Origin of the sequence: Paracoccus sp. SSJ (genome assembly GCF_030234105.1) — a bacterium.
Classification (GTDB): Bacteria; Pseudomonadota; Alphaproteobacteria; order Rhodobacterales; family Rhodobacteraceae; genus Paracoccus; species Paracoccus denitrificans.
Genome location: NZ_JASSPE010000019.1, coordinates 1 through 25,141, shown reverse-complemented (window position 1 = coordinate 25,141; position 25,141 = coordinate 1). Strand labels below are relative to the sequence as shown.

The window sequence follows — 25,141 nt, the reverse complement described above, 5'->3', positions numbered from 1 at the left end:
ATGACCCGCCCGATCGCGATGGCCCGTTTCGACCTGGCCTGGCCCCTGGCCGGAGCCTGCGCGGCAGTGCTCTCGGCGCTGGTGCTGGGCGCGTGGGCCGCGGCACGCGGCCTGCCAGCCTGGATGCCGCTGAACGCCACCACCCATGCGCTGCACGGCCCCGCGGCCGCCAGCACCACGGCGCTCGACCTCGGCCATACCGGCCTTGGCGCCGCGATCCATGTCGCCTCGTGCTTCTTTTGGGCGGCGGTGGCGATCTGGCTGGTCCGTCGCGTGCCCCGGGGCGGCGCCGGACTGGCCTGGCTGGCCGGGCTGGCCACCGCCGCCATGGCGGGGCTGGTGGATTACGGCCTGATGCCCGCCCGCTTGCGCCCGGGATGGGAGCTGGTTCTGCCGCCCCTGGGTGTCGCGACGGGGCTTGCAGCCCTGGGGGTCGGCCTATCGCTGGGCATGATCGCAGCCGGGGCGATAGGCCGCCGCTTGCCGGGAACGGCGGCCGGGCGGGACCGTTACCCTTCCGCCCCTCGCCCGGCCGAGCCGCCGCTATCGGCCGTCGAACGGCTGCGGCATCCTGCGCCGCATGTGCTCGACCAGCGCCAGCAGCGCGTGGACCCGGCCGGCGCCGTTACCGAGGATCCGAACCGCCACGGCAGCGGCGACAAGCAGCCCGGCGATCCCACCCATGACGAAAGGCCCGACCGATGACCGACTATCCCAAGCCGCCCTTTCCCAAGCAGCAGCAATCCCTGCCCGGCAGCTTTCGCAAAATGGACCCACGCCCCAACCATGGCGAGGAAAGCTGGCAGGGCAGCGGCCGGCTGAAGGGCAAGGTGGCGCTGATCACCGGCGGCGACAGCGGCATCGGCCGCGCCGTCGCCATCGCCTATGCCCGCGAAGGCGCCGATATCGCGCTTTCGTGGCTCGACGAGACCGAGGATGCGGCCAGCACCGCCGATCTGGTGCGTGCGGCCGGGCGCGACTGCCTGTCGATCCCCGGCGACATCGCCGATCCCGAACATTGCCGCAAGATCGTCGCCGAGGTGGTGGAACGCTTCGGCCGCATCGACATCCTGGTGAACAACGCCGCGCATCAGGCGCTGTTCGACAGCATCGAGGAGATCCCGGACGAGGAATGGCGCCATACCTTTGCGGTCAATATCGACGCGATCTTTCACCTGACCAAGGCGGCGGTGCCGCATATGCCCGCCGGGTCCGCGATCATCAACACCGCCTCGATCAATGCCGACAAGCCCAATCCCAAGCTCTTGGCCTATGCCACGACCAAGGGCGCGATCCAGAACTTCACCACCGGGCTGGCGCAGATGCTGGCCGGGCGCGGCATCCGGGTGAACGCCGTGGCACCGGGCCCGGTCTGGACGCCGCTGATCCCCGCCAGCATGTCCCCCGAGCAGGTGGCGGAATTCGGCGCGGACTATCCGATGGAACGCCCCGCCCAGCCGGTCGAGCTGGCCTCGGCCTATGTGATGCTGGCCGAGCCGATGTCGAGCTATGTGTCGGGCGCCACCATCGCCGTCACCGGCGGCATGCCGATGATCTGAGAAAGGAGACGAGCCATGAACAATCGCAACCTTGCGTTTTTCTGCGGCCTTGCGGCCGGCTTTGCGCTCAAGGGAGCCTGCGATGCGCTGGCACGGCCGGCCCGGTCGCGCGGGCCGCGGCAGGACATTCGCCCCGCCGGCCGCAGCCGGATGGAAAACCCGCCGCGCAACTGGGACATCGTGGACGAGCAGGGCGACGAATCCTTTCCGGCCAGCGACCCGCCGGGGAATTACTGAAGGAGAAAGGCACGGCCGCAGCCTGTGCCCGCAGGCGCCCTCGATACTCGGGCTTGCCTTATCTGGTGCCGGTCAGCGTGGCCGCGTTCGGAAGAGAAATGCATGACATGGTCCATTCTAACGCCTCCGTGAAGGTGGAATGCGGGAACATTCGATCTTCCAGACGGTTCAACGGCCCATTGCGAACCCCGCATCCAGAGGAGGAAACGAGATGAGACATCTGTTTGCCACCACCGCCCTTGCCGCCGCGCTCAGCGTGACGGGTGCCCTGGCCCAGCAGACCGAAACGCCGCAGACCGAAACGCCGCAGACCGAAACCCCGCAGACCGAAACCCCGCCCGTGACCATAGGCGAGGACACCACGCCTGCCGCCGAACCCCTGCCCGCGATCACGCCGCCCGAAGGCCATGTCGAAGGCGAGGTGGTCCTGACGACCGAGACCCTGCAAGGCGCCACCGTCTACGACTCCGCCGGCGACGAGATCGGCGAGGTGCATGGGCTGGTCTTCGCCAACGGCACGACCTCGCTGCAAGGCGGCGACGCAGGCGCGGCCATGCCGGAGGCCGGCGCGACCCCCGAAAGCCCGGCAGCAAGCGAGCCGGCCGACGCGGCCGAGGTGGAGCCGGAACCCGACGCAACCGACGCGACCGGCGCGGTCGAAGGCGAAACGGCCAGCCCCGAGACCGCGACCCCCGACATGGGGACGGAACCCGCAGATGCCGCAGGCGGCGCCGACACTGCCGATACCGACCGGATGGAGAATATCGGCTCGGATATCGGCACCACCACGCCCACCGACGCCACCACTCCGCCGGTGCAGACGGCGACCGACGCCCAGCCCGAGCAGATGGGCACGGCCGAGATCAGCCACGCGATCATCGATGTCGGCGGCTTCCTCGGCATGGGCGAGCATCGCGTCGCGGTCCCCATCGGCGATCTGGTGGTCTACAGCAAGGATGCCGATCTCCGCATCTACCTGCCCTGGACACGCGAGCAGCTGGAGGCCCTGCCGGAATTCGACGAGAATGCCCCGGCCCCTGCCCTCCAGTAACCACGATCCCTGCCCGACCCCGACCTGGCCCGCAGCCCGTCCCGGCCGGCTGCGGGTCGCCTCTCGGAAGGCGCATCGCCGGCCATGCCCTGCGATCCCTCCATTCCGCCCATTCGCGACGACCGCACCCTCCGACGCCGGTTCCAGCTATGCAGCGCCGGACCCGATCCGAGATCTGGATCGGAGGGGAAGGCAGCTCCCCATATCCCCTCTCCTGTCACGGCTTACCAGCCCCGATGATCGGCGAGCGCCCTGTCCGGGTCTGTGGTTCCGCGCTGCCGTCGCATCATGCGGCGCAGAAAGTCGCGGCGGTCGAATTCGCCGGCCGGCCCGGCGCGAAACAGCGCCTCGTCCAGTGCGCGCAGCGGCGCGGGATCGGTGCGGCGGCCAAGACGCGCCTCGGCCATGACGAAAGCCTCGGCCGCGGCGCGCAGGGCCATCAGGTCGCCCGCCTTCGCGGCATCGCGCAGGGCGCGGGCCTTGGGGTTGGGCAGCAGGCGCCGCAGCCGCCCGATCAAGTGTCGCGGCGCGGGCGTCCGGCCGGCCAGCGCGGCGCCCAGCCCAAGGACAAGTCCGGCCAGGGCGCAGGCCGCCGCTTGCAGCACCATCCGCCGCAATGAATTCGCCGTGCCGCCGATATTGTTGCCAAAGCCGGCGATCCCGATCTCGACAGGCAGGGTCACGGCACCGCGCATCTCGCGGACCTGGGTGTTGAACCAGGGAAACTGGATCGGCGTCAGCGAACCGACCTCGCCGGTATGGGGGCGCAGGCTCCATTCCCAGACGGCAACGGCGACCGGGCCCTGCGGGGTCAGGCGCGTCTCGCGGATCTCGGGCGCGGCAAAGCTGATCAGCCAGGGCTCGCGGATCAGCGGCCGCGGCGGCAGGAAATGTGCCATGCTGCCCTCGGCGGTCAGGGTGATGCGACGGGTGAAGGACTCGGACGGGCCAAGCCGCGAGGGATCGGTCGAGAACTCGTCCCTGACCGTCACACGCCCCGAAGCCAGCGAACGCCCCGACCCGGGATAGGCCGTCACGGCACGCGTCACGGGCTGCGCCACCACCTCGACGACGGGCCGGGCCGGGCCCTCGGCCTTGGTCAGACGGTGCGTGACCGGACCGATGGTCAGCGTGCCGGGCTGGCGTGGAAAGACGGCGATCCGCCGCTCGAAGACGCGATACAGCTTGCCGTCCACCCGCTCATCCGCCCAGCGGTCGCGGGCGGTCTGCATCCAGTCATAGGCCGGCGAATCCGGGAAGGTCATCTTTTCCAGCGTGATCGGCCCGGTATATTCGCCCCGGATCGTGACCGGAATCATCTCGCCCACCACGGGGCGCATGTCGGGAACGACCAGGCGCAGGCTGTCGGCCCGCACCGGCAGCGCCGCCAGAAGCAGCAGGAGCAGGGCGCGGATCACCATGGCTCGGCCTCGCGCGGGCGGATAAGGCCCTGCCCGGCACGGCGGTCGTATTCCGCCTTCAGGCGCAGTTTCAGAAATTCGCCCGGATCGTCCTGGATCGTCGCCAGCCAGTCGTCGCTTGCCACGATGCCGCGCGCCTCGACCTTGCGTTGGGCCTCGGGGTCCTGGACGCCCGCCGAGGTTTGCGGCGTCTGCTGGTCCGGGCCGAGGCCGCCGTGCCCTTCGATCCGGCCCGGCACCACGCTTTCGCCGCGGGCCGGCGGATACATCGCGCTGACCAGTTCCCGGTTGCGCCGCGCCTCGGCATCGGCGGGATTGGCGAACAGGACCGCATCGAAATAAGCCACCGACAGCGGATATTCCCCGATCGCGGCAAGGCTGAGGCCGCGGTTGTAGGTCTGGCTGCGCCCCGAGGCGGCAAAGGCCGCATCGGCACGGTCGTATCGGCCCGAGCGATAAAGCGCGACGCCCTTTTCGAGCGGGTCGGACAGCAGCGGCACGGCAAGGCCGGGCAGCCCGCCCAGCAATGCCAGCCGCCCCAGCGCCTCCGGGCCGGCCAGCGCAAGGCAGGCGACGCCCAGCATCAGGAGGGCCGGCATCCTCATGCCAGCCTCCGAAACTGCAAAAGCAGCGACAGCAGGGCGAACAGCGCCAGCCATGGCCCGAGATCGCGATATTGCAGCGACCGCATGGCCGGATCGCGATCCAGCCCGGACGAGGCCATGGCCCGCACCACCGGGCCAAGGTCGTCGAAACGCGCGACGGGACCGTCGGCGATGGTCCCAAGCGCCTCGGGGTCCGAGGGCGGATCGCCCGACACCGTCAGCGCCGAGATCCGCACGCCCGCCGATTGCAATCGCGCGGCCTCGGCCTGCGCCGCCTGATCGACGCCGCCCCCGTCCGAGATCAGCACGAGATCCGCCCGCCGCAACCCCTGCAGCAACTGCCCGGCCATCGCCATCGCGGCGGCGGGACGCGAGCCTTCGTCGGGCATGGTTTCGCCGTCCAGCACCGAGATCTGCGTCTCCAGCGTCGCGGGATCGTCGGTCGGGGCGGCGATCGCATAGGCCTCGCCCGCATAGAGGATCAGCGCGACCGGACGGCCGGCAAGACGGGTCAGCAGCCCGGCGGCGGCGGCCTGCGCATCGCTCAGCCCCGGCCCTTGCGCGACCGAGGGCGACATGTCGATCGCGATCACCACCGCATCGCTTTGCGCAAAGACCGGCGCATCCGCCCGCTGGACCGCAGGCCCCGCCAGCCCCGCCACCAGCGCGGCCGCCCCCGCCAGTGGCAGGAAACGCATCCGGTCCGCGCCCGCGCCAAGCTGGCCCAGTGCCGCCAGGCCCGCGCGCATATGCGGCGGCAGCACGGCCTGCCACCCGCCCGCATCGGGACCGCGTCGCCAGACCGCCAGCGCCAACAGCGCCAATGCGGGCAGGGCCAGAAGCCACAGGGGACGCAGCAAGATCATCCGCGCCTCCAGCCGATCAGCGCCATCAGGACCAGCGCCGCCGCGGCCGGCCAGGGCCAGAGCGCATGCCAATATCGCATCGGCGGCCGCTCGGCCGGGTTCGGCTCCAACCTGTCGAGGCTGGCCGCCATGGCCTCCAGATCCGCCATGCCGCGCACGCGAAAGGCCGTGCCGCCGCTGAGTTCGGCCACTTCGCGCAGGGTTTTCGTGTCGACCGCGTCCCGGGATCGGGGCTGGTTCTCCAGATCCTCGGGGCCAAGCGCGATGGTGTGGATGCGGATGCCATGGCCCGCCGCCAGCCGTGCCGCATCGACCGCCTGCACGTTGCCCGACGTATCGACCCCGTCCGACATGAGCACGATCACCCGCGTCGGCGCCTCGCTGGCGGCAAGCCGCTTCATCGCCAGGCCCAGCCCGTCCGAGATCGCCGTGGCGCGACCCGAAATCCCGATCTGCGCCTCGTCGACGGCGCGGGCGACGGCATCGACGTCGAAGGTCAGCGGCTGGGCGAAATAGGCGCGGTCGCCAAAGATCACCAGCCCGATCCGGTCCCCCCGCCGCGCCGCGACAAAGCGCGAGGCGGTGCGCTTGACCGCATCCAGCCGCGAGATGGGCAGGCCGTCGAGCTGGAAATCCTCTTTCTGCATGCTGCCGGACAGGTCGATCGCCAGCACGATGTCGCGCCCCGAGGCGGGCAGCATGTCGCTGATCCGGCTGACCTGCGGCCCCGCGACGGCGATCACCAGAGCCGCCCATGCCAGCCCCGCGAGCAGCCGGCCGCGGCCCGTCCCCCTTTGCGCAACGACGCCCATGAAGATATGCGCCGGCACCCGCAGCCCGCCCCGCGCGGCCGCGGGCGGCAGCAGGCGGATCAGAAGCGGCAGGGGCAGAAGCAGGAAGGCAAGCGGCCAGGCAAAGCTCATTTCCGGCTCCTTGCCAGCCGCTCGACCTCGTCCTCGGCCGGCATGGGAGCCGCGCCATAGGCCGCGGGGCGCAGCGCCCTGGGCAGGCGGCCGAGGATGCGGGCGATGGCCAGCAGCCGCTCCTCGGCCTCCAGCCCGCGCGTCGCGCGAATGCGGGCACGGATCGAGCGGCGGCGCGTCAGCAACGGCAAGAGCAGCCAAACCAGCAGCACCCCGGCCAGCAGGCCCAGCCCGAACAGCGCCACCCCCTCGCGCCAGCCGAGCATCTGGAGCGAGGGCGGCAGGCGGCTGGGCGACAGCGCAGCGACCAGATCAGCCCGTGTCATCGGGCATGACCGTTTCGGCTTCCGCCCCAAGACCGCGCAGATGGGCGATCAGCGGCAACGGGTCCAGGGCGGAAAGCCGGCCGTGGCGCGTCGCATGGCCGTTGCTGACCGACAGCGCCGTGTCGGGCGGGACGGTCTCGGCGGGATCGAGGATCAGATGCACGCGCATCCGGCGGCCGCGGGCCAGTCGCGACAGCGCGGCATCGGCACCGGCAAGCCCGTCGGGTCCGGTCGCCAGATGCACCTGCCCGCCCGGCGGCACCATCCGCCGCGCCTGCGCCAGCGCGGGGGCAAGGTCGGCCCGGTGCGGGCAAAGGTCCAGCGCAGCGTCATGGGCCCGCGCCATCAGGCTCGCCAGCGCCTGCATCTGCGCCGCGCCTGTTCCGGCGCCCAGCAGCGCCGGCACGCCGTTCCCGACCGCCATCAACGCGACCGAGGCCCCCCGCGCCACCGCCTGCCAGCCGATCCGCGCAAGCCAGCGCGCCGCCCGGACCGAACGCAGCGCCGATCCCGTGCCCCACAGCATCGCGTGGCGGAAATCGGCGATCAGCAGGGTGGTGTCGTCGCGATCCTCGTGAAAGCTGCGGACGTGAAGCTGGCCGGTGCGGGCGGTGGCGCCGGGGTCGATGCGGCGCAGGTCGTCGCCCTCGGCAAAGGCGCGGATCTCGCGCAGGTCCATGCCCTGCCCCGCCACGCGCGCCGGGACGGCGCCGGGGCGCCGGCTGGCCGGACGGTGCCGGCCGGCACGGGGCGGCGGGCGCAGCGCGATCAGTTCGGCGGCGGTCAGGCGCAGGCCCGGATGATCCAGAGCCGCGGCTACCACGGCCGGACCTTGCGCAGGATCTCGGCGATCAGGCCGCGGCCGTTCCACCCCTCGCTGGTCGCCTGCCAGTTGGGGACAAGGCGGTGGGCCAGCGCGTCCTCGGCCAGATCCTCGACATCCTCGGGCAGCGCATGGTCGCGGCCGTGCAGCCATGCGCGGGCACGGGCGGCTGCGGCCAGCGCCAGCGTGCCGCGGGGCGAGACAGGATGTTCGATCCTGTCCGCGACATCACCGCCCGCCCGCGTCGCCATCACCAGCCTGACGATGAAGTCCTTCAGCGCCGGGGCCAGGTGGACGCCGGCCACCGCCCGCCGCGCGGCATGGATGTCGGCATCGGCGATCACCGCCTCGATGGCGGTCGCGGGGGCCATCGTCTCTGCCTCGACCAGATCGAGGATCGCCCGTTCCGCCCGGGCATCCGGCATGTCCAGGAACAGATGCAGCAGAAAGCGGTCCATCTGCGCCTCTGGCAGCGGAAAGGTGCCCTCATGCTCGATCGGGTTCTGGGTGGCGACCACCATGAAGGGATCGGGCAAGGGCCGCGTCGTGCCGCCGGTCGTCACCTGATGCTCGGCCATCGCCTCCAGCAGCGCCGACTGGACCTTGGGCGGGGCGCGGTTGATCTCGTCGACCAGCACCAGCGAATGGAACAGCGGCCCCGGCACGAAGTCGAAGCCGCCCGTGTCGGCACGAAAGACCTGCGTGCCTGTCAGGTCCGAGGGCAGCAGGTCGGGCGTGCACTGGATCCGCGCATGTTTGCCGGGCAGATGCGCGGCCAGGCGCTTGACCGCGCGGGTCTTGGCGATGCCGGGCGGTCCCTCCAGCAACACATGCCCCCCCGCCAGCAGGGCGATCACCAGCCGCTCGACCATGCGTTCGTGGCCGACCAGCCCCGCCGCGACCTCCCGCACCAGCGCGGCGACGGGATTGCCGGAAAACCTGTCCAGTTGATTCATCTTCCTCTCTCCCGCGGCAAGGCTCACACAGGGTGCGGCCTTGGGCGAGGCCCCAGATCCGGAAATAGAACTAAGGGACTATGGCAGTCGCGGCAGGGGCGGCGATCCAGCGCCTCGACCAGCCCGGTCCTTGCGGGCCTCAAGGCGGCTCGACGAGCTTTCATCGGCTCCGGCATGGCCGGACGCATCGCGGTTCCGAACATCGCTGGCTCCGCAGTCTGGTGCCGCGGGTCCGCAACGATCCCTACCCGTCCTGAGCATGGTCGAGGACCGCTCCGTTCCGGCGCGAGGCGCGCAGGGATTCCCGTCGCATACAGAAACTGCCACAATATCCCCATGACCAGCCGACCGTTTCCCGAAAGCCCGATCAAGCTGAACCTTCTTGGCGGCCTTGTGCTGCTTGTGCCGGTCCTGGGGATGGCCGTCGCGCAGCAGCGGGCGCTGATGGCCGAGTTGGCGCAGGAAAGCGCCGTCCTGCACCGGCTCGCCTCGCAGCGGGCCGATCAGCATGACGCGCATCTGACGGCGCTTTCGGCCATCGCCGTGGCCAGCGACGACCAGCGGCAGGCGCTGTTTCTGGACGTTGCGGCAACGATCACGCGCTTTTATCCGCGCATCGACGAGATCGGGCTGGTGCCGCTTGATGCGCAGGCCCGGCCGCTGGGAACCGTGCCGCCCGGCCCGGCGCTGGCCGACCAGGTCCGCATGACGGCGCGGGCCTCGGGCGGCGAGATCGCGCTGCTACCGCATCCCGACAGGCCGAACCACTACGTCATGGTCAAGCGCAGCCCCAATTCGGACGCGGCGCGCTATGGGCTGATGCTGGGGATCGACGCCGCCCGGCTGCTGGACGAGGCCGGGGCGTTCTGGGACCGGCCGGGCGTCGGGCTGGCGCTGTCGTTGCCGGATGGACCGACCCTGTTCCGCAAGGGCGCCACGGTGGAGGGGGCGCAATTCTCGAAGGGGTTGGGCAGCATCTCGCAGCCCCTGCGCCTGGACACCGGCATGGTGATCGGATGGGCCGATCTGTTCCCCCCGCTGCGGACCGGGCTGATCTTGCTGGCTGCCGGCCTGGCCTGGCTGGGCGGGCTGTCGGCCCTGCGCCAGCGGGCGCGGGCGCGGCAGGCGATGGAGCAGGCTCGGCTCAGCGCGCTGGAATCGCGCCTGGCCCATGCCTCGCGCGTCAATGCGCTTGGAGAGATGGCCAGCGGCCTGACGCATGAGTTGACCCAGCCGCTGACCGCGATCCTGGCCCAGGCGCAGGCCGGGCGCCGGCTGCTGGCGCGCGGCGATGCCGCCGCGCTGGCGCCGGTTCTGGACGATACGGTGACGCAGGCCCGCCGCGCCTCGGCCATCCTGGAGCGGTTCCGCAACTGGTCCCGCCCGCAGCAGGCACCCGGATCGGCCTTCGACCTGCGCGATGCCCTGCGCAATGTCGAGGCGCTGCTTGCCCGGCAGGCCGCCAGCCAGGGCCTGCATCTGGTCCTGGACCTGCCCGGACAGCCGGTGCCGGTCCTCGCGGACCCGGTCGAGATGGAGCAGGTGGTCTTCAACCTGCTGCGCAATGCCATCGAGGCCACGGCGGGCATGGGCCGCGAAGGCCGGGCGGCCTTGCACCTGCGCCGGCAGGCAGGGACGGCGGTGCTGGAGGTTTCCGACAACGGGCCGGGCGTGGCGCCCGACCTGCGCGCCCGCCTGTTCACGCCCTTCACGACCACCCGCACCGATGGCACGGGCCTTGGCCTTGCGCTGAGCCAGCGGCTTGTCGAACGGGCCGGCGGGGAAATCGCACTGGTCGAAGACGGCGCGGGCGCGACCTTCCGGGTGGTGCTGCCGCTGAACCAAACGGGGTCGGAGGACAGGCAATGACCCATCCCGTCTATCTTGTGGACGACGACGCGGCGGTGCGCCATGCGCTTGGCCTGCTTCTGTCCACGGTCGACATCCAGGTCACGGGCTTTGCCGATCCGCAGGCCTTCCTGGCCCGGCTGTCCGCGCTTTCTCCCGGCTGCCTGATCCTCGACATCCGCATGCCCGTCGTCTCCGGCCTGAAACTGCAGGAACGGCTGGCCGAACAGGGCATCGACTGGCCGGCCATCGTCATCTCCGGGCATGGCGACATCGAGGCCTGCCGCCGCGCCTTTCGCAATGGCGCCGTCGATTTCCTGTCGAAGCCCATCGACGAACAGGATCTGATCGACGCGATCCAGAAGGCGCAGGACGCGCTTGACCGCATGCTCGGCCGCCGCGCCGAACGGGCCGAGGCGCTGGCGCTGCTGGCCGCGCTGACCCCGCGCGAGACCGAGGTGCTGGACCGCATCGCCGCGGGCTTCACCACCCGGCAGATCGCCGAAGGGCTGGGCCTGTCGCCGCGCACGGTCGAAAGCCACCGGGCGGCGATCGGCGCCAAGATCGGCACCACCTCGCAGGCCGAGATGACGCGCCTGTGGCTGGAGGGGCGCGCGGCTCCGTAGAACTACGGAGGCAGCCGCAAGGCCTACGAATACCGGGCGGGTCCGGGCGGCATTAGGTTCCCTTCATCAAATGCGAAAGGAAACCACGATGATCCGCAAGCTCGTTCTCGCCGCCTCGCTTCTTGCCCCGCTGGCCGCGACCGCACAGGAACTGCCGACCGCCCCCTACCTGCCGCTGGACCTGGCGGTCAAGGCGGCAGATGCCGCGCTGAACGCCTGCGTCGCCGAGGGCCACAATGTCAGCGTCGCCATCGTGGCGCGCGACGGGGCGACGAAGGCACTGCTGAAGGCCGACGGCTCGGGCCCCCACACTGCCGGCAGCGCCGAAGGCAAGGCCTTTACCTCGGCGGCGATGGGACGCGACACCGCGGGGCTGGCCGAGTTCATCGCGACCAATCCCGCGAATGACGGCCTGCGCGACATGGATGCGCGGATGGTGATCCAGGCCGGCGGCCTGCCGATCAGGCTCGGCGGCGCCCTGGTCGGGGGCATCGGTGTCGGCGGCGCGCCCTCGGGCGATACCGATGCGAACTGCGCGGCGGCCGGGCTGAGCGCAATCGGCGCCGACACCTGAGATGAGCAGGCTGCGTGCGACACCCGGGGATCCGCGTTGCCCGCAGCCGCTCAGCCCCCCTGCGCCGCCCCCAAGCGGCCCGGACGCATGGGCGGCGTCCCTTGGACGGTGCGCGACCGGGGAAATCTGATCGCGCGCTCGCCAATTCGGCCGCCGCAACAAGGCGAGGCGGCGGCGCAGAATGCGCTTGCCGCGGCCAGACGCGACCGGCAGCAGGCTGTAGATCTCGCCCGGCCTGCGCCTACGCTCCGCGGCCGACATCCGCCGCGCCAGGGCGGGGACAAGAATGCCCTCCTCGACCGTAAGATCGGCGATCGGGCGCTGGTCCTCGGGGGCATGGCCGATCCCGAGCCCGGCGCGGGCGTGTCCCGACAGCGGCCCCGGTTCCGTCGCAGCGCCAGACCGGGGCGAGCGGGCCGAAGTCTCATCGCGGGCGATCTTCATCGCCGGGGTCTCTGCCTTATCTCTGCCTCATCTCGGCGTGAGCAGACGCCGATACATCTCGGTCAGGAACTTCTCGGCCGAGGCATAGCGGGCATCCGAGCTTTCGGGCCAGAGTTCCTCGATCTGGGTATCGAAATCCGAATAGTGCTGCGTCGTGGCCCAGATGGAAAAGATCAGGTGCTGCGGCGAGACGGCGTTGATCTGGCCGGACTTCATCCAGTCCTCGATCACCGCGATCTTGGCATAGTAAAGCACCTTCAGCGCTTCGAAGATCTGCTTGCGCGATTCCTCCAGGCCGCTCAGCATCTCATAGGCAAAGAGCTTGCTTTCCTTGGGGAAATTCTTCGATATCTCCAGCTTGCGCGAGATATAGGCGCAGATCTCGTCGATCGGGTCGCCGTTGGGATTGAGCAGGCTCAGCGGCGCCATCCAAAGCTGCAAGGTCCGCTCCAGCAATTCGCGGCGGATCTCTTCCTTGCTCTTGAAGTAATACAGCAGGTTCGGCGTCGAAACCCCTGCCGCCTTGGCGATGGTGTTGATCGACCCGCCGGCAAAGCCGCTGGCGGCAAAGACATCCAGCGCGGCAGCCAGGATCTGTTCGGTCTTTTCGCGCTGGATACGGGTTCGGGGGCGGGGCTTGCGTTGCGTCATGGGCCGTCGTTCTGGCTGTCCTTGGTGCCGTATACAGGGCATCGGCCCCGCCTTATAGGCACAAGCGGGGGCAAGGAGCCAGATCACGCCCGGCGAAAATGATGGCCGCGCGAGGGTCGCGCGGCCGGGCCGGCCTCAGCGAAAAGCCGGGATGACCTTTGCGGCATAGTCGGCGATGATCTTTTCCTCGTCGCCGCTGTCCAGGTAGATGTTGAACTGCGTCGTGCCGGCCGCTTCCAGTTCGCGCAGCTTTTCGACATGCTCTTCGGGGGTGCCGAGCACGCAGAAGCTTTTCACGATATCCTCGGTGATGAAGTCCAGATACGGGTTGTCGCTCTGGCCGTGCTTGGAATAGTCGTAGCCGCGCCGGTTCTCGATATACGAGGTCAGGCTGGCGGGCACCTGATCGGTATCGGCGCCGTATTTCTCGACGATATCCGCGACGTGGTTGCCCACCATGGCAGGAAACCATTTCACCTTTTCCAGCGCCTCCTCCATCGGGCCGGTATGGGCGGGGGCGGCGGCCATGACCTTGTAGTTCGACATGTCGCGCCCGGCCTCGGTGCCGGCCTTCCTGGCCTCGTCGGCCAGCCATTTGACGATCGAGGGCTCGGCGATCTGCAGGATCAGCCCGTCGCCGACGCGCCCGGCCGAGGACAGCGCCTTGGGACCATAGGCCCCGATCCAGACCGGCAGCTCATAGCCTTCGGCCCAGGGGAATTGCACGGGCTCGGGGGTTTCGCCGTATTGCACGGCCTCGCCTCGGACCAGCGCCTTGACGACTTGGGTGAACTCTTCCAGCTTGGCCAGTGTCGCGGGCTTGCGGCCCATGACGCGCACCGCGCTGTCGCCCCGCCCCAGGCCGATGTCGAAGCGCCCGCCCGACTGTTTCGCCAGCGATCCGAAAAGCGAGGCGGCATGCGACCATTCCCGCGTGTTGGGGTTGGTCACGCAGGGGCCGAAGCGCATCGTGGTGGTGTGTTCCATGCACATCGCCATGGCGACATAGCTTTCGCGCCACAGGATATGGCTGTCGTAGAACCAGCAATAGGCAAAGCCCGCGTTCTCGGCCTGGCGCACCAGCGCCCTGGCCCGTTTCGGCTCGACGAAGCCCTTGAAGCAGATACCGAATTCCATGTCTGTCCTCCCGTTGGGATGTTGCTTTTGACTGTCAGTGATCGGGCGCCCAGATGCGAAGTCCCGCATGGCTGAAGGGCACGTCTTTCGAGATGTTGATGCGGATCAGGATCGGAGTGATCGCCTCGATGCAGCGGGCCGCCTGCGCGTCGCCGGCGTTATAGGCCTCGACCCCCAGCTTGCGGACCAGCGCCATGACCTTGCGTCGCGCGTCGAGGCTGTTGCCGCAGACCAGGATGTCGCAATTGATCCGCCATTCCAGCGTGCCCAGCGTCTTGGCCGAGACGTTGTGCAACGCGCCGACGACCGGGATCTCGGGGCCAAGCAGCGCCTGCGCCGCCTCGGTGGCCGAGCCCTCGGGGGGCATGGCCACCTTTTTCGGATCGTCGGGCGACAGCGGCACGACGATATCGACCAGGATCTTGCCCGCCAGATGCGGCTTGAGCGCTTTCAGCGTCGCGTCATGGGCGGCAAAGGGCACGGCCAGGACGACCATCTCCTCAGCCGCCGCGGTCGCGGCGACGTTGTCATGGCCGGTGATCGGCGCAGCGCCTTGCGGCAGGCGCGCGGTCAGTTCGGCGGCGATCTCGGCCGCGCGGGCGCCGTCGCGCGATCCCAGCGCGACGGGTACGCCGGCGATGGCAAAGCGCAGCGCCAGCCCCTGCCCTTGCGGTCCCGTGCCGCCGATGATGGCAATCGTCATCTGAACATGTCCTCCTGCTGTTTACGGATGATGTCGGTGGCGCGGCTGTCGGCGGCGGGTGTCCAGTCCAGCCCGCGCAACAGGACCAGCGGCGTGCGGGCGTTCTTGCGCACCACCAGCCCCGAGGCCGCCGCGATCTCGTCGGCCAGGGCCGGCTCGGTGACCTGCAGCACACGGCCCCAGGCATCGGTATTGCCCTGTTCGCGGATGGTGGCGGGCACGCCCGCCAGGCCGATGGCGACATTGACCTGACCCATTCGCCAGGGCCGCCCGAACGTATCGGTCATCACCACCCCGACCGAGGCGCCAAAGCGCTGCGCCAGCCGCAGGGCCAGTGCGCGACAACTTGCATCGGGGTCGCGGGGCAGGATCAGTGCGGCACCCTCGGCCCCGACATTCGATTCGTCCACCGCCGCATTGGCCGAGACAAAGCCCAGCCGATGCTCGCAGATGATCGTGCCCTCGCGCGCGCCGGGGCTGCGGAACTTGCGCACGATGCGGCGCGTCTCGTCCAGCACCACCTGCACCTTGCGCGGGTCCTTGCCCAGTTCGCGCGCCAGCTCGACCGCCCGATCCGAGGGCGTCACGCCGTCATAGGCGATCAGGCAGCCCTCGGCCTTGGAGACGATCTTCTGCGCCACGCAAAGAATATCGCCGTCGGCCGGCCACAGACCGGCGCGGTCCAGGGCATCGCCGAGGATCGCGGCCAGATCGTCGCCGGGCTGGATGTCGGGCACTCCGGGCACGGCGGTCAGGGTGACGCTGTTCATGGCCGCGCCTCGACGGTCATGGGCGCGTGATGCAGCAGCGAAAAGCCCAGCAGATCCTCGCGCCGGTCGACGTCATGGCGCAGGCTGCCCAGCGCCGGGGCAAGGGTATGCAGCCCCGCCGCGCCGGCCTCGGCCAGATGCGCCCGGAACGAGCCCTGCCCATAGCGAAAGCGCATTCGTGCGGGCAGCGGCAGGATCAGCGCATTGGTCCCGCCATCGGCGGAGGCGCAGACGACCGCCAGATCCGGCGCGGCGGGACGATCCAGAAGCCGCAGCAGATCGCCCAGCGTCGGCGCGGCCAGGTCGCCGGGCAGCACCCCCAGCGAGGCATAGCCGCGTAGCGCCGCCCAGTCCGCGGCAAGGGTCACGGCGGCGTTCAGACCGTCGGCCGACCTCTCGTCTATCACCGCGATCCCGGCATCGCGGGCCAGCCTGGCGATTGCGGGGCTTGCGGTCACGGTGGCGATGTCAAAGCCGTGCGTCACCGCGCCCTGCGCACGGCCAAGCCGCTGCAGGGTCAGCTTGAACAGCGTCACCGCCAGCCTTGCGCGGCGCGAGGGGTCCAGCACCTCGCCCAGCCGGGTCTTGGCGCGACTGGGGTCCTTCATCGGCACGACCACCAGCCGTGCGCAGTCGGGGCGGATCATGCGACCTCCTCGCGCGCGGCCAGCATCCGCGCGATCTCAAGGACCTCGGCGGCAAGGCGCTGCTTGTCGCCCTGGTCCCGCATCAGGATAGGGCGGCATTCCGGATGCAGCCCGCGGGCGGCGATGGCGGCGGAATGGGCGCTGTCCAAGTCGTCGATCACCAGCACGTCGGCAAGGCCCGCATAGCGTTCCGCGACGCCCACGGCATCCGCGCGCAGGCCCAGTGCGGCCATCATCCGGTCGGCCGGCCCCTTGACCACCTTGCCGGCGATGAAGGGGCTGACGGCGACGCGCGGCACGCGGGCCTGTCTCAGCCCCTCGGCGATGCCCGGCACGGCCAGGATCGGCGCGATCGAGACCAGCGGGTTCGAGGGCGCGATCACGATCGCCTCGGCCTCGGCGATGGCCGCCAGCGCCTCGGGGGTCGGCCGGGCGGCCTCGATCCCGTCAAGGCGCAACTCGCGGATTTCGGGGGCGCATTTCTCGCGCACGAAATATTCCTGGAAGCTGAGCCAGCCGGCATCGGTGCGCACCCGCGTCTGCACCCTGTCGTCGGTCGGCAGGACGATCCGCGGGCCCACGCCAAGCGCCCGCGCCGCATCCGCCGCTATGACCGAGGGCCGGTCGCCGCGCATCCGCCGCATGGTTCGCCAGATATGCAGGCCGAAATCGCGGTCGCCCAGCGACATCCAGCAATCCTGGCCCAGCCGCGCCAGCACCTCCAGCGCGCGGTGCCCTTCGTCCGCGACGCCCCAGCCCTGCCGGCGGTCGATCAGCCTGGCCAGGCTATAGGACAGCGTATCGATATCGGGCGAGACCCACAGTCCATGGAACTCGTCGTCATCGGCGACATTGCCGATCACGGTCAGGTCGACGCCCGGCAGCGCGGCCAGTCCTTCGGCCATCTTGGCGCCGCCGACGCCGCCGGCAAGCAGGGTGACGCGGGTCATTCGGCGGCCTCGATGCGTTCGGGGAACATGTTCAGGAAATCCAGGGGCCCGGCGCCGCTGCGCGCGACCAGGGGGGCCAGCGCCTGCGGGTCGTGGTCGTCATAGACCTCGCGGATGTCGTAGACCGTGCTGCGGCGCACGGGCACGCGGCCCGAGGCGCGGATCATCTGCACCAGCTCATGCGCGGTGATTTCCTGCCCGTGGCTGGCACCCGCCGCACGCGAGATGCTTTCGTTCATCAGCGTGCCGCCCAGGTCGTTGACGCCCCGCGACAGCATTTGCTGCGCGCGCGCTGGACCCAGCTTGGTCCAGCTTACCTGGATGTTGTCGATCCAGCCGGCCAGCATCAGCCGGCTGACGGCATGCATCTTGTCCACTTCGTCCGCGGTCGGTCCGGGGCGCACGCGATCCGGCGCCTGCGTGTAAAGGGGCGATTCGGTATGGACGAAGGACAGCGGCACCAGCTCGGTAAACCCGCCCGTATCCTTCTGGATGCTGCGCAAAAGCGCGATATGCGCGGCCCAGTGCTCCGGCCCGTCGATATGGCCGTACATGATCGTCGCGGTCGTGGGGATGCCGACCTCATGCGCGGCCCGGACGATCTCGACCCAGCGTTCGGTGGACAGCTTGTTCCTGGTCAGTTGCTGGCGGATCTCCGTATCCAGGATCTCGGCCGCCGTGCCGGGGATCGAGCCCAGGCCCGCCGCCTTCAGATCGGCCAGAAACTCGTGATAGCCCATCTTCGACTTCGAGGCGCCATACCAGATCTCGAAGGGCGAAAAGGCGTGGATATGCATGTCGGGCAGCGCATCCTTGATCGCCAGCACGATGCGGCGATAGTGATCGCCCTCCATCTTCGGATGCAGCCCGCCCTGGATGCAGACCTCGGTCGCCCCGCGGTCCCAGGCTTCCTGCGCGCGGGCGACCACCTGGCCCAGGCTCAGGAATTCGGCGCCCTCATCCTCGGACCGCTTGGCAAAGCCGCAAAAACGGCAACCCATGTAGCAGATATTGGTGAAGTTGATGTTGCGGTTCACGACGAAGCTGACCCGGTCGCCATTGGCGCGGCGGCGCATCTCGTCGGCTGCGGCATAGAGCGCGGGCTTGTCGGCGCCCTCGGCGCGGAACAGGGCGACGCCCTCGGCCTCGCTGGCCTCGCCGCCCGACAGGACCTTTTCCAGAATCGCCCGGACCCTGAGGCTGGCGTGGCGCAGTTCCGACAGATCGCCCGCCGGCAGGGGGATGATGGTCATGGCGTTTCTCCGATATGGTGTTGGGCGCGGGCCAGCCCCCCTGCCCCGGCCATGGCCGAGACACGCGACAGCATCGCCGGGTCCAGGTAGTCGCCGCCGTCCAGCAGATAGCGCGGATAGACGGTCAGCCTTTCGCGCAGCGCAAAGCCCGCCGTCTTGCAGGATGCGGCCAGCGCCCGGATTTCGGGCCATTCGTGCTGCGGGTTGATGAAGTCGATGGTCACCGGCGAGATGCCGCCCCAATCGTTGATCCCCGCGCCCAGATAGGCGATGTGGCGCGAGGACAGGTTGGGCGGCGCCTGCAGGCTGATTTCCGGCGACAGGATGATGCGGGCTGCCGCGATGGTGCGCAGCATGTCCTCGAGCTCGGGCTCGGGGTGGTCGGCCATCTCGATATCCGGCTTGCGCTGGAAATTCTGGATGATGACCTCCTGGATATGGCCATGCCGGCGGTGGCTGGCCTCGATGGCGTGCAGCGCCGCGATACGCTCTTCCCATGTCTCGCCGATGCCGATCAGCAGGCCGGTGGTAAAGGGCACGCGGCGCAAGCCGGCGCGTTCCAGCGTGCGCAACCGCTGCACGGGCACCTTGTCGGGACAGGCGTGATGGGCCATGCCCCGGCGCGTCAGGCGGCGGCTGATCGTCTCCAGCATCATGCCCATCGAGGCCGAGACGGGGCGCAGCGCCTCGATCTCGTCATCGGCCAGCGTGCCGGCATTCACATGCGGCAGGAGCGAGGTTTCGGCCAGCACCAGCGCGCACATGTCGCGCAGGTAGTCGGTCATCCGGGCATAGCCCAGCCGCGCCAGCCCGTCGCGGGCGGCCTCGTAGCGCAGTTCGGGCTTTTCACCCAGGCTGAACAGCAATTCCTTGCAGCCCTCGCGCTCGCCGCGCCGGGCGCTGGCCAGCACTTGCTCGGGCGTCATGATGCGCGCCTCCGGCGACGAGGGATGCTTGACGAACGTGCAATAGCCGCAGGTATCGCGGCACATGTTCGTCAGCGGCACGAAGACCTTGCGCGAATAGGTGACGGCACAGCCCCAATGCGCGTCGCGGATGCGACAGGCTTCGGACAACAGGTCATCAAGCCCCCGCGGCAAGGGGTTCGGGCGCATTGCACCCGTGACGGCGATGTTCATGGTTATCTCTCCCTGAGGGGGAAGACTGCTATCGGTCCCGTCTTTGTGTCAAACATATTTTTTATCTACTACTAAAATTTTTTCTATGAAGATGGCCTGAAAATTCTTCAATAGCTCGGATTTTGTGCGGAAATACGCGGATCTGCCGGTTCTTTGATAATTTTATTGACTGGTTGATAAAATGAACTGATAGTTCTCGACATCCCGCGGCGGGAAGGAGGAGCCTGCCGGGGAAACAACGGGAGTTGCGGTCTTGCGGACCTGCCTCATGCTGAACGGCACGGGCGGCAGGCGGCCCTTAAGGGGCTGCCCGACCCCATGCGCCTGCATGACGGCCGACCGGAGCGGCGGCTTCCGCGTGCCGGACAAGCCAAGGGAGACGACCCTCATGAAAGATGTGCACAGCAATCGCCGCGTCGATGGCGACCGCCTGTGGCAAAGCCTGATGGAAATGGCGCAGATCGGCCCCGGCCTGCGCGGCGGCAACAACCGCCAGACGCTGACCGATGCCGACCGCCAGGGGCGCGACCTGTTCCGACGCTGGTGCGAAGAGGCGGGCATGACCGTGGGCGTCGATTCCATGGGCAACATGTTCGCCCGCCACGAGGGGGCCGAGCCGGACCTGGACCCGGTGATGACCGGCAGCCACCTGGATACCCAGCCGACCGGGGGCAAGTATGACGGGGTACTGGGCGTGCTGGCGGGGCTGGAGCTGATCCGCTCGATCCGCGATCAGGGCATCCGCACGCGCCGCCCCATCGTCGTGGTGAACTGGACCAACGAAGAGGGCACGCGCTTCGCCCCCGCCATGCTGTCCAGCGGCGTCTTTGCCGGCGTCCACACGCAGGATTGGGCCTATGGGCGCAAGGATGCCGAGGGGCGCGAGTTCGGCGCGGAACTGGCCCGTATCGGCTACAAGGGCGACGAGCCCGTCGGCCAGCGCAGGATCCACGCCCTGTTCGAGCTGCATATCGAACAAGGCCCCATCCTGGAGGCCGAGGGCAAGGACATCGGCATCGTCACCCATGGCCAGGGCCTGAACTGGCTGCAGGTCACGCTGACCGGGCAAGAGGCGCATACCGGATCGACCCCGATGCCGATGCGCAGGAATGCGGGCCTTGGCATGGCGCGGATCACCGAACTGGTCCACCAGATCGCCATGAGCCACCAGCCCGACGCGGTCGGCGCCATCGGCCATTGCGACGTCCATCCCAACAGCCGCAACATCGTGCCGGGCAAGGTCGTGTTCACCATCGACTTCCGCTCGCCCAGCTTCGACACGCAGACCGAGATGGAACGCCGCCTGCGCGAAGGCGCCGAAGGGATCGCCAGGGAACTGGGGCTGGGGCTGGAGATCGAGCAGGTGGGGCATTTCGACCCCGTGACCTTCGATCCGGCCTGCGTGGACATGCTGCGCCGCGCCGCCGACGACCTGGGCTATTCGCATCGCGACATCATCTCGGGCGCCGGGCACGACGCCTGCTGGATCAACCGCGTCGCGCCGACCGCCATGGTCATGTGCCCCTGCGTGGACGGGCTCAGCCATAACGAGGACGAGGAGATCAGCCGCGAATGGGCCTCGGCCGGGGCCGACGTGCTGCTGCATGCGGTGCTGGAAAGCGCCGAAATCGTGGAATGAAGGAGGGAATCATGCGTCGCGTGATCAAGGGCGGGACCATCGTCACCGCCGACCGCAGCTATGAGGCGGACATCGCCGTCGAGAACGGCGTGATCGCCGAGATCGGCCCGGACCTGAAGGGCGACGAGGTGCTGGACGCCTCGGGCTGTTACGTCATGCCGGGCGGCATCGACCCGCATGTGCACCTGCAGATGCCCTTCATGGGCACGTTCTCGGCCGATGACTTCGAAAGCGGCACCCGCGCCGCCCTGGCGGGCGGCACCACCATGGTCGTCGATTTCTGCCTGCCCGATCCGCAGCAGGCGCCGCTGGACGCGCTGGCGATCTGGGACGCCAAGGCCAGGGGCGCCTGCGCCGATTATTCCTATCACATGGCCGTCACCTGGTGGGGCGAGACCATGTTCGACCAGATGCAGGCCGTGACCCGGCGCGGCATCAACACCTTCAAGCATTTCCTGGCCTACAAGGGCGCGCTGATGGTGAACGACGAGGAACTCTTCGCCTCGTTCCGGCGCTGTGCCGAACTGGGCTCGACGGCGCTGGTCCATGCCGAGAACGGCGACGTCGTCGCCGCCATGCAGGAAAAGTTGCTGTCCGAGGGGCTGACCGGCCCGGAAGGCCACGCCCTGTCCCGCCCCCCCGAGGTCGAGGGCGAGGCCACGAACCGCGCCATCATGCTGGCCGACATGGCCGGCGTGCCGCTGTATGTGGTGCATACCAGTTGCGAGCAGGCGCATGAAGCGATCCGCCGCGCCCGCCAGAAGGGAATGCGCGTCTATGGCGAACCGCTGATCCAGCATCTGGTTCTGGACGACAGCGAATATCGGCACGAGAACTGGGACCATGCCGCACAGCGCGTCATGTCTCCGCCCTTCCGCGACAAGCGCCATCAGGACAGCCTGTGGGCGGGGCTGCAAGCGGGCTCGTTGCAGGTGGTGGCGACCGACCATTGCGCCTTCACCATCGAGCAGAAACGCTTTGGCCTGAACGATTTCACCAGGATTCCGAACGGCACCGGCGGGCTCGAGGACCGGATGCCGGTCCTGTGGACCGAAGGGGTGAACACCGGCCGCCTGACGCCCAACGAATTCGTTGCCGTCACCTCGACCAATATCGCCAAGATCCTGAACTGCTATCCGCAAAAGGGCGCGATCCTGCCCGGCTCGGACGCGGATATCGTGGTCTGGGATCCCGAGAAATCCGCGACCATCACGCCGGAGCGCCAGCAGTCGGTCGTGGAATACAACGTCTTCGCAGGGCGCGAGGTCAAGGGCCTGCCCCGCTATACCCTGGCGCGCGGCGAAGTCGCCGTCGAGGACGGCGCCATCCGCGCCACCCCCGGCCACGGCCGCTTTGTCGGCCGCCCGCCGATGGGGCCGGTCAACAAGGCCCTGTCCACCTGGAAGGCCGCAACCGCGCCGCGCGGCGTCGCCCGTTCGGCCGCCGACATGCCGGGTGGCGTCTGAACGCCACCCGTCGCAACTGCCCATTGCCGCATCCAGCCGGATCGGGCGGGCCAAGACAAAGAAGAATATCGCTTCAACAGGGAGTTAAGGTGAATGACACAAGTCGAGGCAACCGCCTATGAAATGCTGTCCCGGTCGGGCCTGCCGGCCGATGACCTGGACCCGGACCTCTACAACGAGGACCAGTTGCCCACAACTGTCGCGGAACGGACCTGGACCTGGGTCTCGATCTCGGCGCTTTGGGTCGGGATGGTCGTCTGCATCCCGACCTACCTGCTGGCCTCGTATCTGATCGGGGCGGGGATGGACTGGAAGCAGGCGGTGATCACCATCCTTCTGGCCAATGCCATCGTGCTGATCCCGATGGTGCTGATCGGCCATGCCGGGGCCAAATACGGCATCCCGTTCCCGGTGCTCTTGCGTTCCTCCTTCGGGCCGATGGGCGCGCGCATTCCCGCCGTGGCGCGCGGCATCGTCGCCTGCGGCTGGTTCGGGATCCAGACCTGGGTGGGCGGCTCGGCCATCTATGTCATCCTGAACACGCTGTCGGGCGGGCTTTTCGCCTCCGAGGCACTGCCGATCCTGGGCATCAACCTGACCGAGTTCCTGTGCTTCCTGGCCTTCTGGGGGCTGCATCTCTATTTCATCAAGCACGGAACGGAATCGATCCGCTGGCTCGAGACCTGGTCGGCACCCTTCCTCATCGCCATGGGTCTGGCGCTGCTGGCCTGGGCCTGGGTCAAGGCCGGAGGCTTCGGCCCGATGCTGTCCGCACCCAGCCAGTTCGCCCCCGGCCAGCCGAAAGAGGGGCAGTTCTGGTCCGTCTTCTGGCCCAGCCTGACCGGCATGATCGGCTATTGGGCGACGCTGGCGCTGAACATTCCCGACTTCACCCGCCATGCCCGCAGCCAAAAGGACCAGTTCCTGGGCCAGTTGATCGGCCTGCCGCTGCCGATGGCGCTTTTCGCCTTCATATCGGCCGCGGTGACCTCGGCCACGATCGTCATCTATGGCGAGGCGATCTGGGACCCGATCCAGCTGACCGAGCGGATGGGCGGCGTCGGCATCATCGTCGCGCTGGTGGCGCTGATCGTCGCGACGCTGACCACCAACCTCGCGGCCAACGTGGTCGCTCCGGCGCACGGCTTTTCGAACCTCGCGCCCAGCAGGATCAACCTGCGTCGCGGGGGCTACATCACCGCCGCGATCGGGCTGGCCATGTTCCCCTGGCTGCTGATCAACCACATCGTCGATCTGCTGGTGGCGTTCTCGGCCCTGCTGGGTCCGATCGCAGGCGTCATGCTGGCGGATTACTACCTGCTGCGCGGCACCCGGCTGAGCGTTCCCGACCTTTTCCGCCGCGGCGGCATCTACGAGGGCTCGGGCGGCAACAACTGGGCCGGGATCGGGGCTTTGATCCTGGGCATCCTGCCCAATATTCCGGGCTTCATGGTGGCCATCGGCCTGTCGTCCAGCGCGCCGGCCCTGTTCATGTCGATCTATACCTATGCCTGGTTCGTCGGCCTGTTCGTGGCGGGGATCGCCTATCTGGTCCTGTCGAAACTCTTGAACCGCTGAACCGACCGGCGGGGCGCGCCACGGCCGCGCCCCGCCCCCATGCAGGAGGGAACCATGCCGAAAGCCTATTGGATCGCCCATGTCACCGTGACCGATCCCGAACCCTATGCGATCTATGCAGAGGGCGCCTCGCAGGCGTTTCGCAAATTCGGCGCCCGCGTGCTGGCGCGGGGCGGCGCCTTCGAGCAGTTCGAGGGCGAAGGCCATCCGCGCAACGTGGTGATCGAGTTTCCCTCGATGCAGGCGGCGCGCGATTGCTACAGGTCCGACATCTACCAGGCCGCCAGGGCGAACAGGACAGATGCCGGCATCGCGGAAATCGTCATCGTCGAGGGCGTGGAGTGATATTTCCCGCCCAAGCCGGCCACGGACCCATGGCCGATTCATCCCAATGCCGTGGGGACAATACGGCGCAAGCGGGCTGTCGCTTGCCACCCTTGGGGGCGGCTCACCCCCTTCGGCGACCGCGCTGCCTTTTCCATCGTCGCGATCTGCCCGCTGAGCCGATTGGGTGAAACGGCGGCGCTTGCCCGCGCAGCCGGTGCCGCTGCGCCGTCTTACGCGCGGGCCTTCCAAGTTTCTTCCTTCTGGTGATGTTTTGTCCTGGTCGCGGACAGGATTGCCGACAACCTGACCCGACGACCCAGGCTGCTTACCGTAGGCTCCAAAAAGTCAGCCGCCCGAGAACATCCACACCCGCATCGAGGCGGTTCAGGAGAGATCCGGCTTCATCCCCAATGTGTTCCTGACGCTGGCGCATCGGCCGGACGAATTCCGCGCACGAGAGAGATGATTGTCGTCGCCACCTCGACCGTGAACCAATGGATCGACCCCGACAGCCCCTATCACAAGCCTGGCTTTGCCGAGGGCGGGACCTATGTGTTCTACTGCGCCTCGGGCTGGCGCTCGCTGCTGGCGGCGAGGGTGGCGCAGGAGATGGGGCTGGACG

The 25,141-nt window shown here is 68.8% G+C and carries 26 protein-coding genes and 2 pseudogenes; 13 read left to right on the top strand and 15 right to left on the bottom strand.

All coding sequences use genetic code 11. The annotated features are described in order from the left end of the window. The 4 genes from QPR87_RS18355 to QPR87_RS18340 all read left to right on the top strand — a co-directional run bounded on the left by QPR87_RS18355 (position 1) and on the right by QPR87_RS18340 (position 2,847). The gene (locus QPR87_RS18355; RefSeq protein WP_285050721.1) at positions 1-705 is read left to right on the top strand and encodes a hypothetical protein; all 705 of its coding nucleotides are present in this window, start codon (positions 1-3) and stop codon (positions 703-705) included. Continuing rightward, complete coding sequence (locus QPR87_RS18350; protein ID WP_285050720.1) at positions 702-1,559, top strand: glucose 1-dehydrogenase; 858 nt, start codon at positions 702-704, stop codon at positions 1,557-1,559. The genes QPR87_RS18355 and QPR87_RS18350 overlap by 4 nt, the downstream gene beginning before the upstream one ends. Positions 1,560-1,574: 15 nt before the next feature. After that, entirely contained in the window at positions 1,575-1,796 is a 222-nt protein-coding gene (locus QPR87_RS18345) for a hypothetical protein (protein WP_011747461.1), read from the top strand. Positions 1,797-2,007: 211 nt separating this feature from the next. Next, positions 2,008-2,847, top strand: coding sequence for a photosystem reaction center protein H (locus QPR87_RS18340; RefSeq protein WP_285050718.1), 840 nt, complete (start codon positions 2,008-2,010; stop codon positions 2,845-2,847). Between the two features lie 224 nt (positions 2,848-3,071). Here the strand turns inward: QPR87_RS18340 and QPR87_RS18335 are convergent, their stop codons facing one another. From QPR87_RS18335 to QPR87_RS18305, 7 genes are read right to left on the bottom strand one after another with little or no spacing between them, the layout of a single operon-like run. Continuing rightward, complete coding sequence (locus tag QPR87_RS18335; protein WP_285050717.1) at positions 3,072-4,268, bottom strand: hypothetical protein; 1,197 nt, start codon at positions 4,266-4,268, stop codon at positions 3,072-3,074. Continuing rightward, complete coding sequence (locus tag QPR87_RS18330; protein ID WP_285050716.1) at positions 4,262-4,873, bottom strand: tetratricopeptide repeat protein; 612 nt, start codon at positions 4,871-4,873, stop codon at positions 4,262-4,264. Before QPR87_RS18330 ends, QPR87_RS18335 begins: the two co-directional genes overlap by 7 nt. Then, positions 4,870-5,739 (bottom strand): vWA domain-containing protein, encoded by an 870-nt coding sequence (locus tag QPR87_RS18325; RefSeq protein ID WP_285050715.1) that lies wholly within the window; start codon positions 5,737-5,739, stop codon positions 4,870-4,872. The genes QPR87_RS18330 and QPR87_RS18325 overlap by 4 nt, the downstream gene beginning before the upstream one ends. Further along, complete coding sequence (locus QPR87_RS18320) at positions 5,736-6,662, bottom strand: VWA domain-containing protein (RefSeq protein ID WP_285050714.1); 927 nt, start codon at positions 6,660-6,662, stop codon at positions 5,736-5,738. Before QPR87_RS18320 ends, QPR87_RS18325 begins: the two co-directional genes overlap by 4 nt. Continuing rightward, positions 6,659-6,988: a hypothetical protein gene (locus QPR87_RS18315; protein WP_011747455.1), complete on the bottom strand. Its 330-nt coding sequence runs from the start codon at positions 6,986-6,988 to the stop codon at positions 6,659-6,661. Before QPR87_RS18315 ends, QPR87_RS18320 begins: the two co-directional genes overlap by 4 nt. Further along, positions 6,975-7,811 carry a DUF58 domain-containing protein gene (locus QPR87_RS18310; RefSeq protein WP_285050712.1) on the bottom strand — a complete coding sequence of 279 codons (837 nt, stop codon included), beginning with the start codon at positions 7,809-7,811 and terminating at the stop codon, positions 6,975-6,977. The genes QPR87_RS18315 and QPR87_RS18310 overlap by 14 nt, the downstream gene beginning before the upstream one ends. Continuing rightward, positions 7,805-8,767, bottom strand: coding sequence for an AAA family ATPase (locus QPR87_RS18305; protein ID WP_041529818.1), 963 nt, complete (start codon positions 8,765-8,767; stop codon positions 7,805-7,807). Before QPR87_RS18305 ends, QPR87_RS18310 begins: the two co-directional genes overlap by 7 nt. A 336-nt stretch (positions 8,768-9,103) precedes the next feature. On the opposite strand from QPR87_RS18305, the gene QPR87_RS18300 reads away from it, so the two are divergent. The 3 genes from QPR87_RS18300 (at position 9,104) to QPR87_RS18290 (ending at position 11,815) form a co-directional block, all read left to right on the top strand. Beyond that, a complete protein-coding gene (locus QPR87_RS18300) occupies positions 9,104-10,636 on the top strand; it encodes a sensor histidine kinase (protein WP_285050711.1) in 1,533 nt (510 codons plus the stop codon). Further along, positions 10,633-11,241 (top strand): response regulator transcription factor, encoded by a 609-nt coding sequence (locus QPR87_RS18295; protein ID WP_285050710.1) that lies wholly within the window; start codon positions 10,633-10,635, stop codon positions 11,239-11,241. Before QPR87_RS18300 ends, QPR87_RS18295 begins: the two co-directional genes overlap by 4 nt. Before the next feature lie 88 nt (positions 11,242-11,329). Continuing rightward, positions 11,330-11,815: a GlcG/HbpS family heme-binding protein gene (locus QPR87_RS18290; protein ID WP_285050709.1), complete on the top strand. Its 486-nt coding sequence runs from the start codon at positions 11,330-11,332 to the stop codon at positions 11,813-11,815. Between the two features lie 471 nt (positions 11,816-12,286). Here the strand turns inward: QPR87_RS18290 and QPR87_RS18285 are convergent, their stop codons facing one another. The 8 genes from QPR87_RS18285 to cofG all read right to left on the bottom strand — a co-directional run bounded on the left by QPR87_RS18285 (position 12,287) and on the right by cofG (position 19,509). Continuing rightward, a complete protein-coding gene (locus tag QPR87_RS18285) occupies positions 12,287-12,910 on the bottom strand; it encodes a TetR family transcriptional regulator C-terminal domain-containing protein (RefSeq protein ID WP_233902056.1) in 624 nt (207 codons plus the stop codon). 135 nt (positions 12,911-13,045) lie between these two features. After that, positions 13,046-14,047, bottom strand: coding sequence for a TIGR03842 family LLM class F420-dependent oxidoreductase (locus tag QPR87_RS18280; RefSeq protein WP_285050708.1), 1,002 nt, complete (start codon positions 14,045-14,047; stop codon positions 13,046-13,048). Between the two features lie 34 nt (positions 14,048-14,081). Beyond that, positions 14,082-14,750, bottom strand: coding sequence for an NADPH-dependent F420 reductase (npdG, locus tag QPR87_RS18275; protein WP_011747447.1), 669 nt, complete (start codon positions 14,748-14,750; stop codon positions 14,082-14,084). Continuing rightward, the gene (gene cofE, locus QPR87_RS18270; protein ID WP_285050707.1) at positions 14,747-15,520 is read right to left on the bottom strand and encodes a coenzyme F420-0:L-glutamate ligase; all 774 of its coding nucleotides are present in this window, start codon (positions 15,518-15,520) and stop codon (positions 14,747-14,749) included. Before cofE ends, npdG begins: the two co-directional genes overlap by 4 nt. Next, positions 15,517-16,167 (bottom strand): 2-phospho-L-lactate guanylyltransferase, encoded by a 651-nt coding sequence (gene cofC / locus QPR87_RS18265; protein WP_285050705.1) that lies wholly within the window; start codon positions 16,165-16,167, stop codon positions 15,517-15,519. Before cofC ends, cofE begins: the two co-directional genes overlap by 4 nt. Beyond that, positions 16,164-17,117: a 2-phospho-L-lactate transferase gene (gene cofD / locus QPR87_RS18260; RefSeq protein WP_285050704.1), complete on the bottom strand. Its 954-nt coding sequence runs from the start codon at positions 17,115-17,117 to the stop codon at positions 16,164-16,166. Before cofD ends, cofC begins: the two co-directional genes overlap by 4 nt. Then, the gene (gene cofH, locus QPR87_RS18255) at positions 17,114-18,370 is read right to left on the bottom strand and encodes a 5-amino-6-(D-ribitylamino)uracil--L-tyrosine 4-hydroxyphenyl transferase CofH (protein WP_285050703.1); all 1,257 of its coding nucleotides are present in this window, start codon (positions 18,368-18,370) and stop codon (positions 17,114-17,116) included. Before cofH ends, cofD begins: the two co-directional genes overlap by 4 nt. Beyond that, positions 18,367-19,509, bottom strand: coding sequence for a 7,8-didemethyl-8-hydroxy-5-deazariboflavin synthase CofG (cofG, locus tag QPR87_RS18250; protein ID WP_285050701.1), 1,143 nt, complete (start codon positions 19,507-19,509; stop codon positions 18,367-18,369). The genes cofH and cofG overlap by 4 nt, the downstream gene beginning before the upstream one ends. A 388-nt stretch (positions 19,510-19,897) precedes the next feature. Between cofG and QPR87_RS18245 the strand changes: the two genes are divergently transcribed. The 6 genes and pseudogenes from QPR87_RS18245 to QPR87_RS18220 all read left to right on the top strand — a co-directional run. Further along, entirely contained in the window at positions 19,898-21,148 is a 1,251-nt protein-coding gene (locus QPR87_RS18245; RefSeq protein WP_285050700.1) for a Zn-dependent hydrolase, read from the top strand. Positions 21,149-21,159: 11 nt separating this feature from the next. After that, complete coding sequence (gene hydA, locus QPR87_RS18240) at positions 21,160-22,614, top strand: dihydropyrimidinase (protein ID WP_104493781.1); 1,455 nt, start codon at positions 21,160-21,162, stop codon at positions 22,612-22,614. Positions 22,615-22,737: 123 nt separating this feature from the next. Then, a complete protein-coding gene (locus tag QPR87_RS18235) occupies positions 22,738-24,192 on the top strand; it encodes an NCS1 family nucleobase:cation symporter-1 (protein ID WP_104493787.1) in 1,455 nt (484 codons plus the stop codon). A gap of 54 nt (positions 24,193-24,246) precedes the next feature. Further along, positions 24,247-24,537, top strand: a complete 291-nt coding sequence (locus tag QPR87_RS18230; protein ID WP_104493782.1) for a DUF1330 domain-containing protein — start codon at positions 24,247-24,249, stop codon at positions 24,535-24,537. A 343-nt stretch (positions 24,538-24,880) separates the two neighbouring features. Continuing rightward, positions 24,881-25,014, top strand: a pseudogene (locus tag QPR87_RS18225) (peroxidase-related enzyme); the annotation flags it as partial. Continuing rightward, positions 25,015-25,141 (top strand): annotated as a pseudogene (locus tag QPR87_RS18220) (rhodanese-like domain-containing protein); the annotation flags it as partial.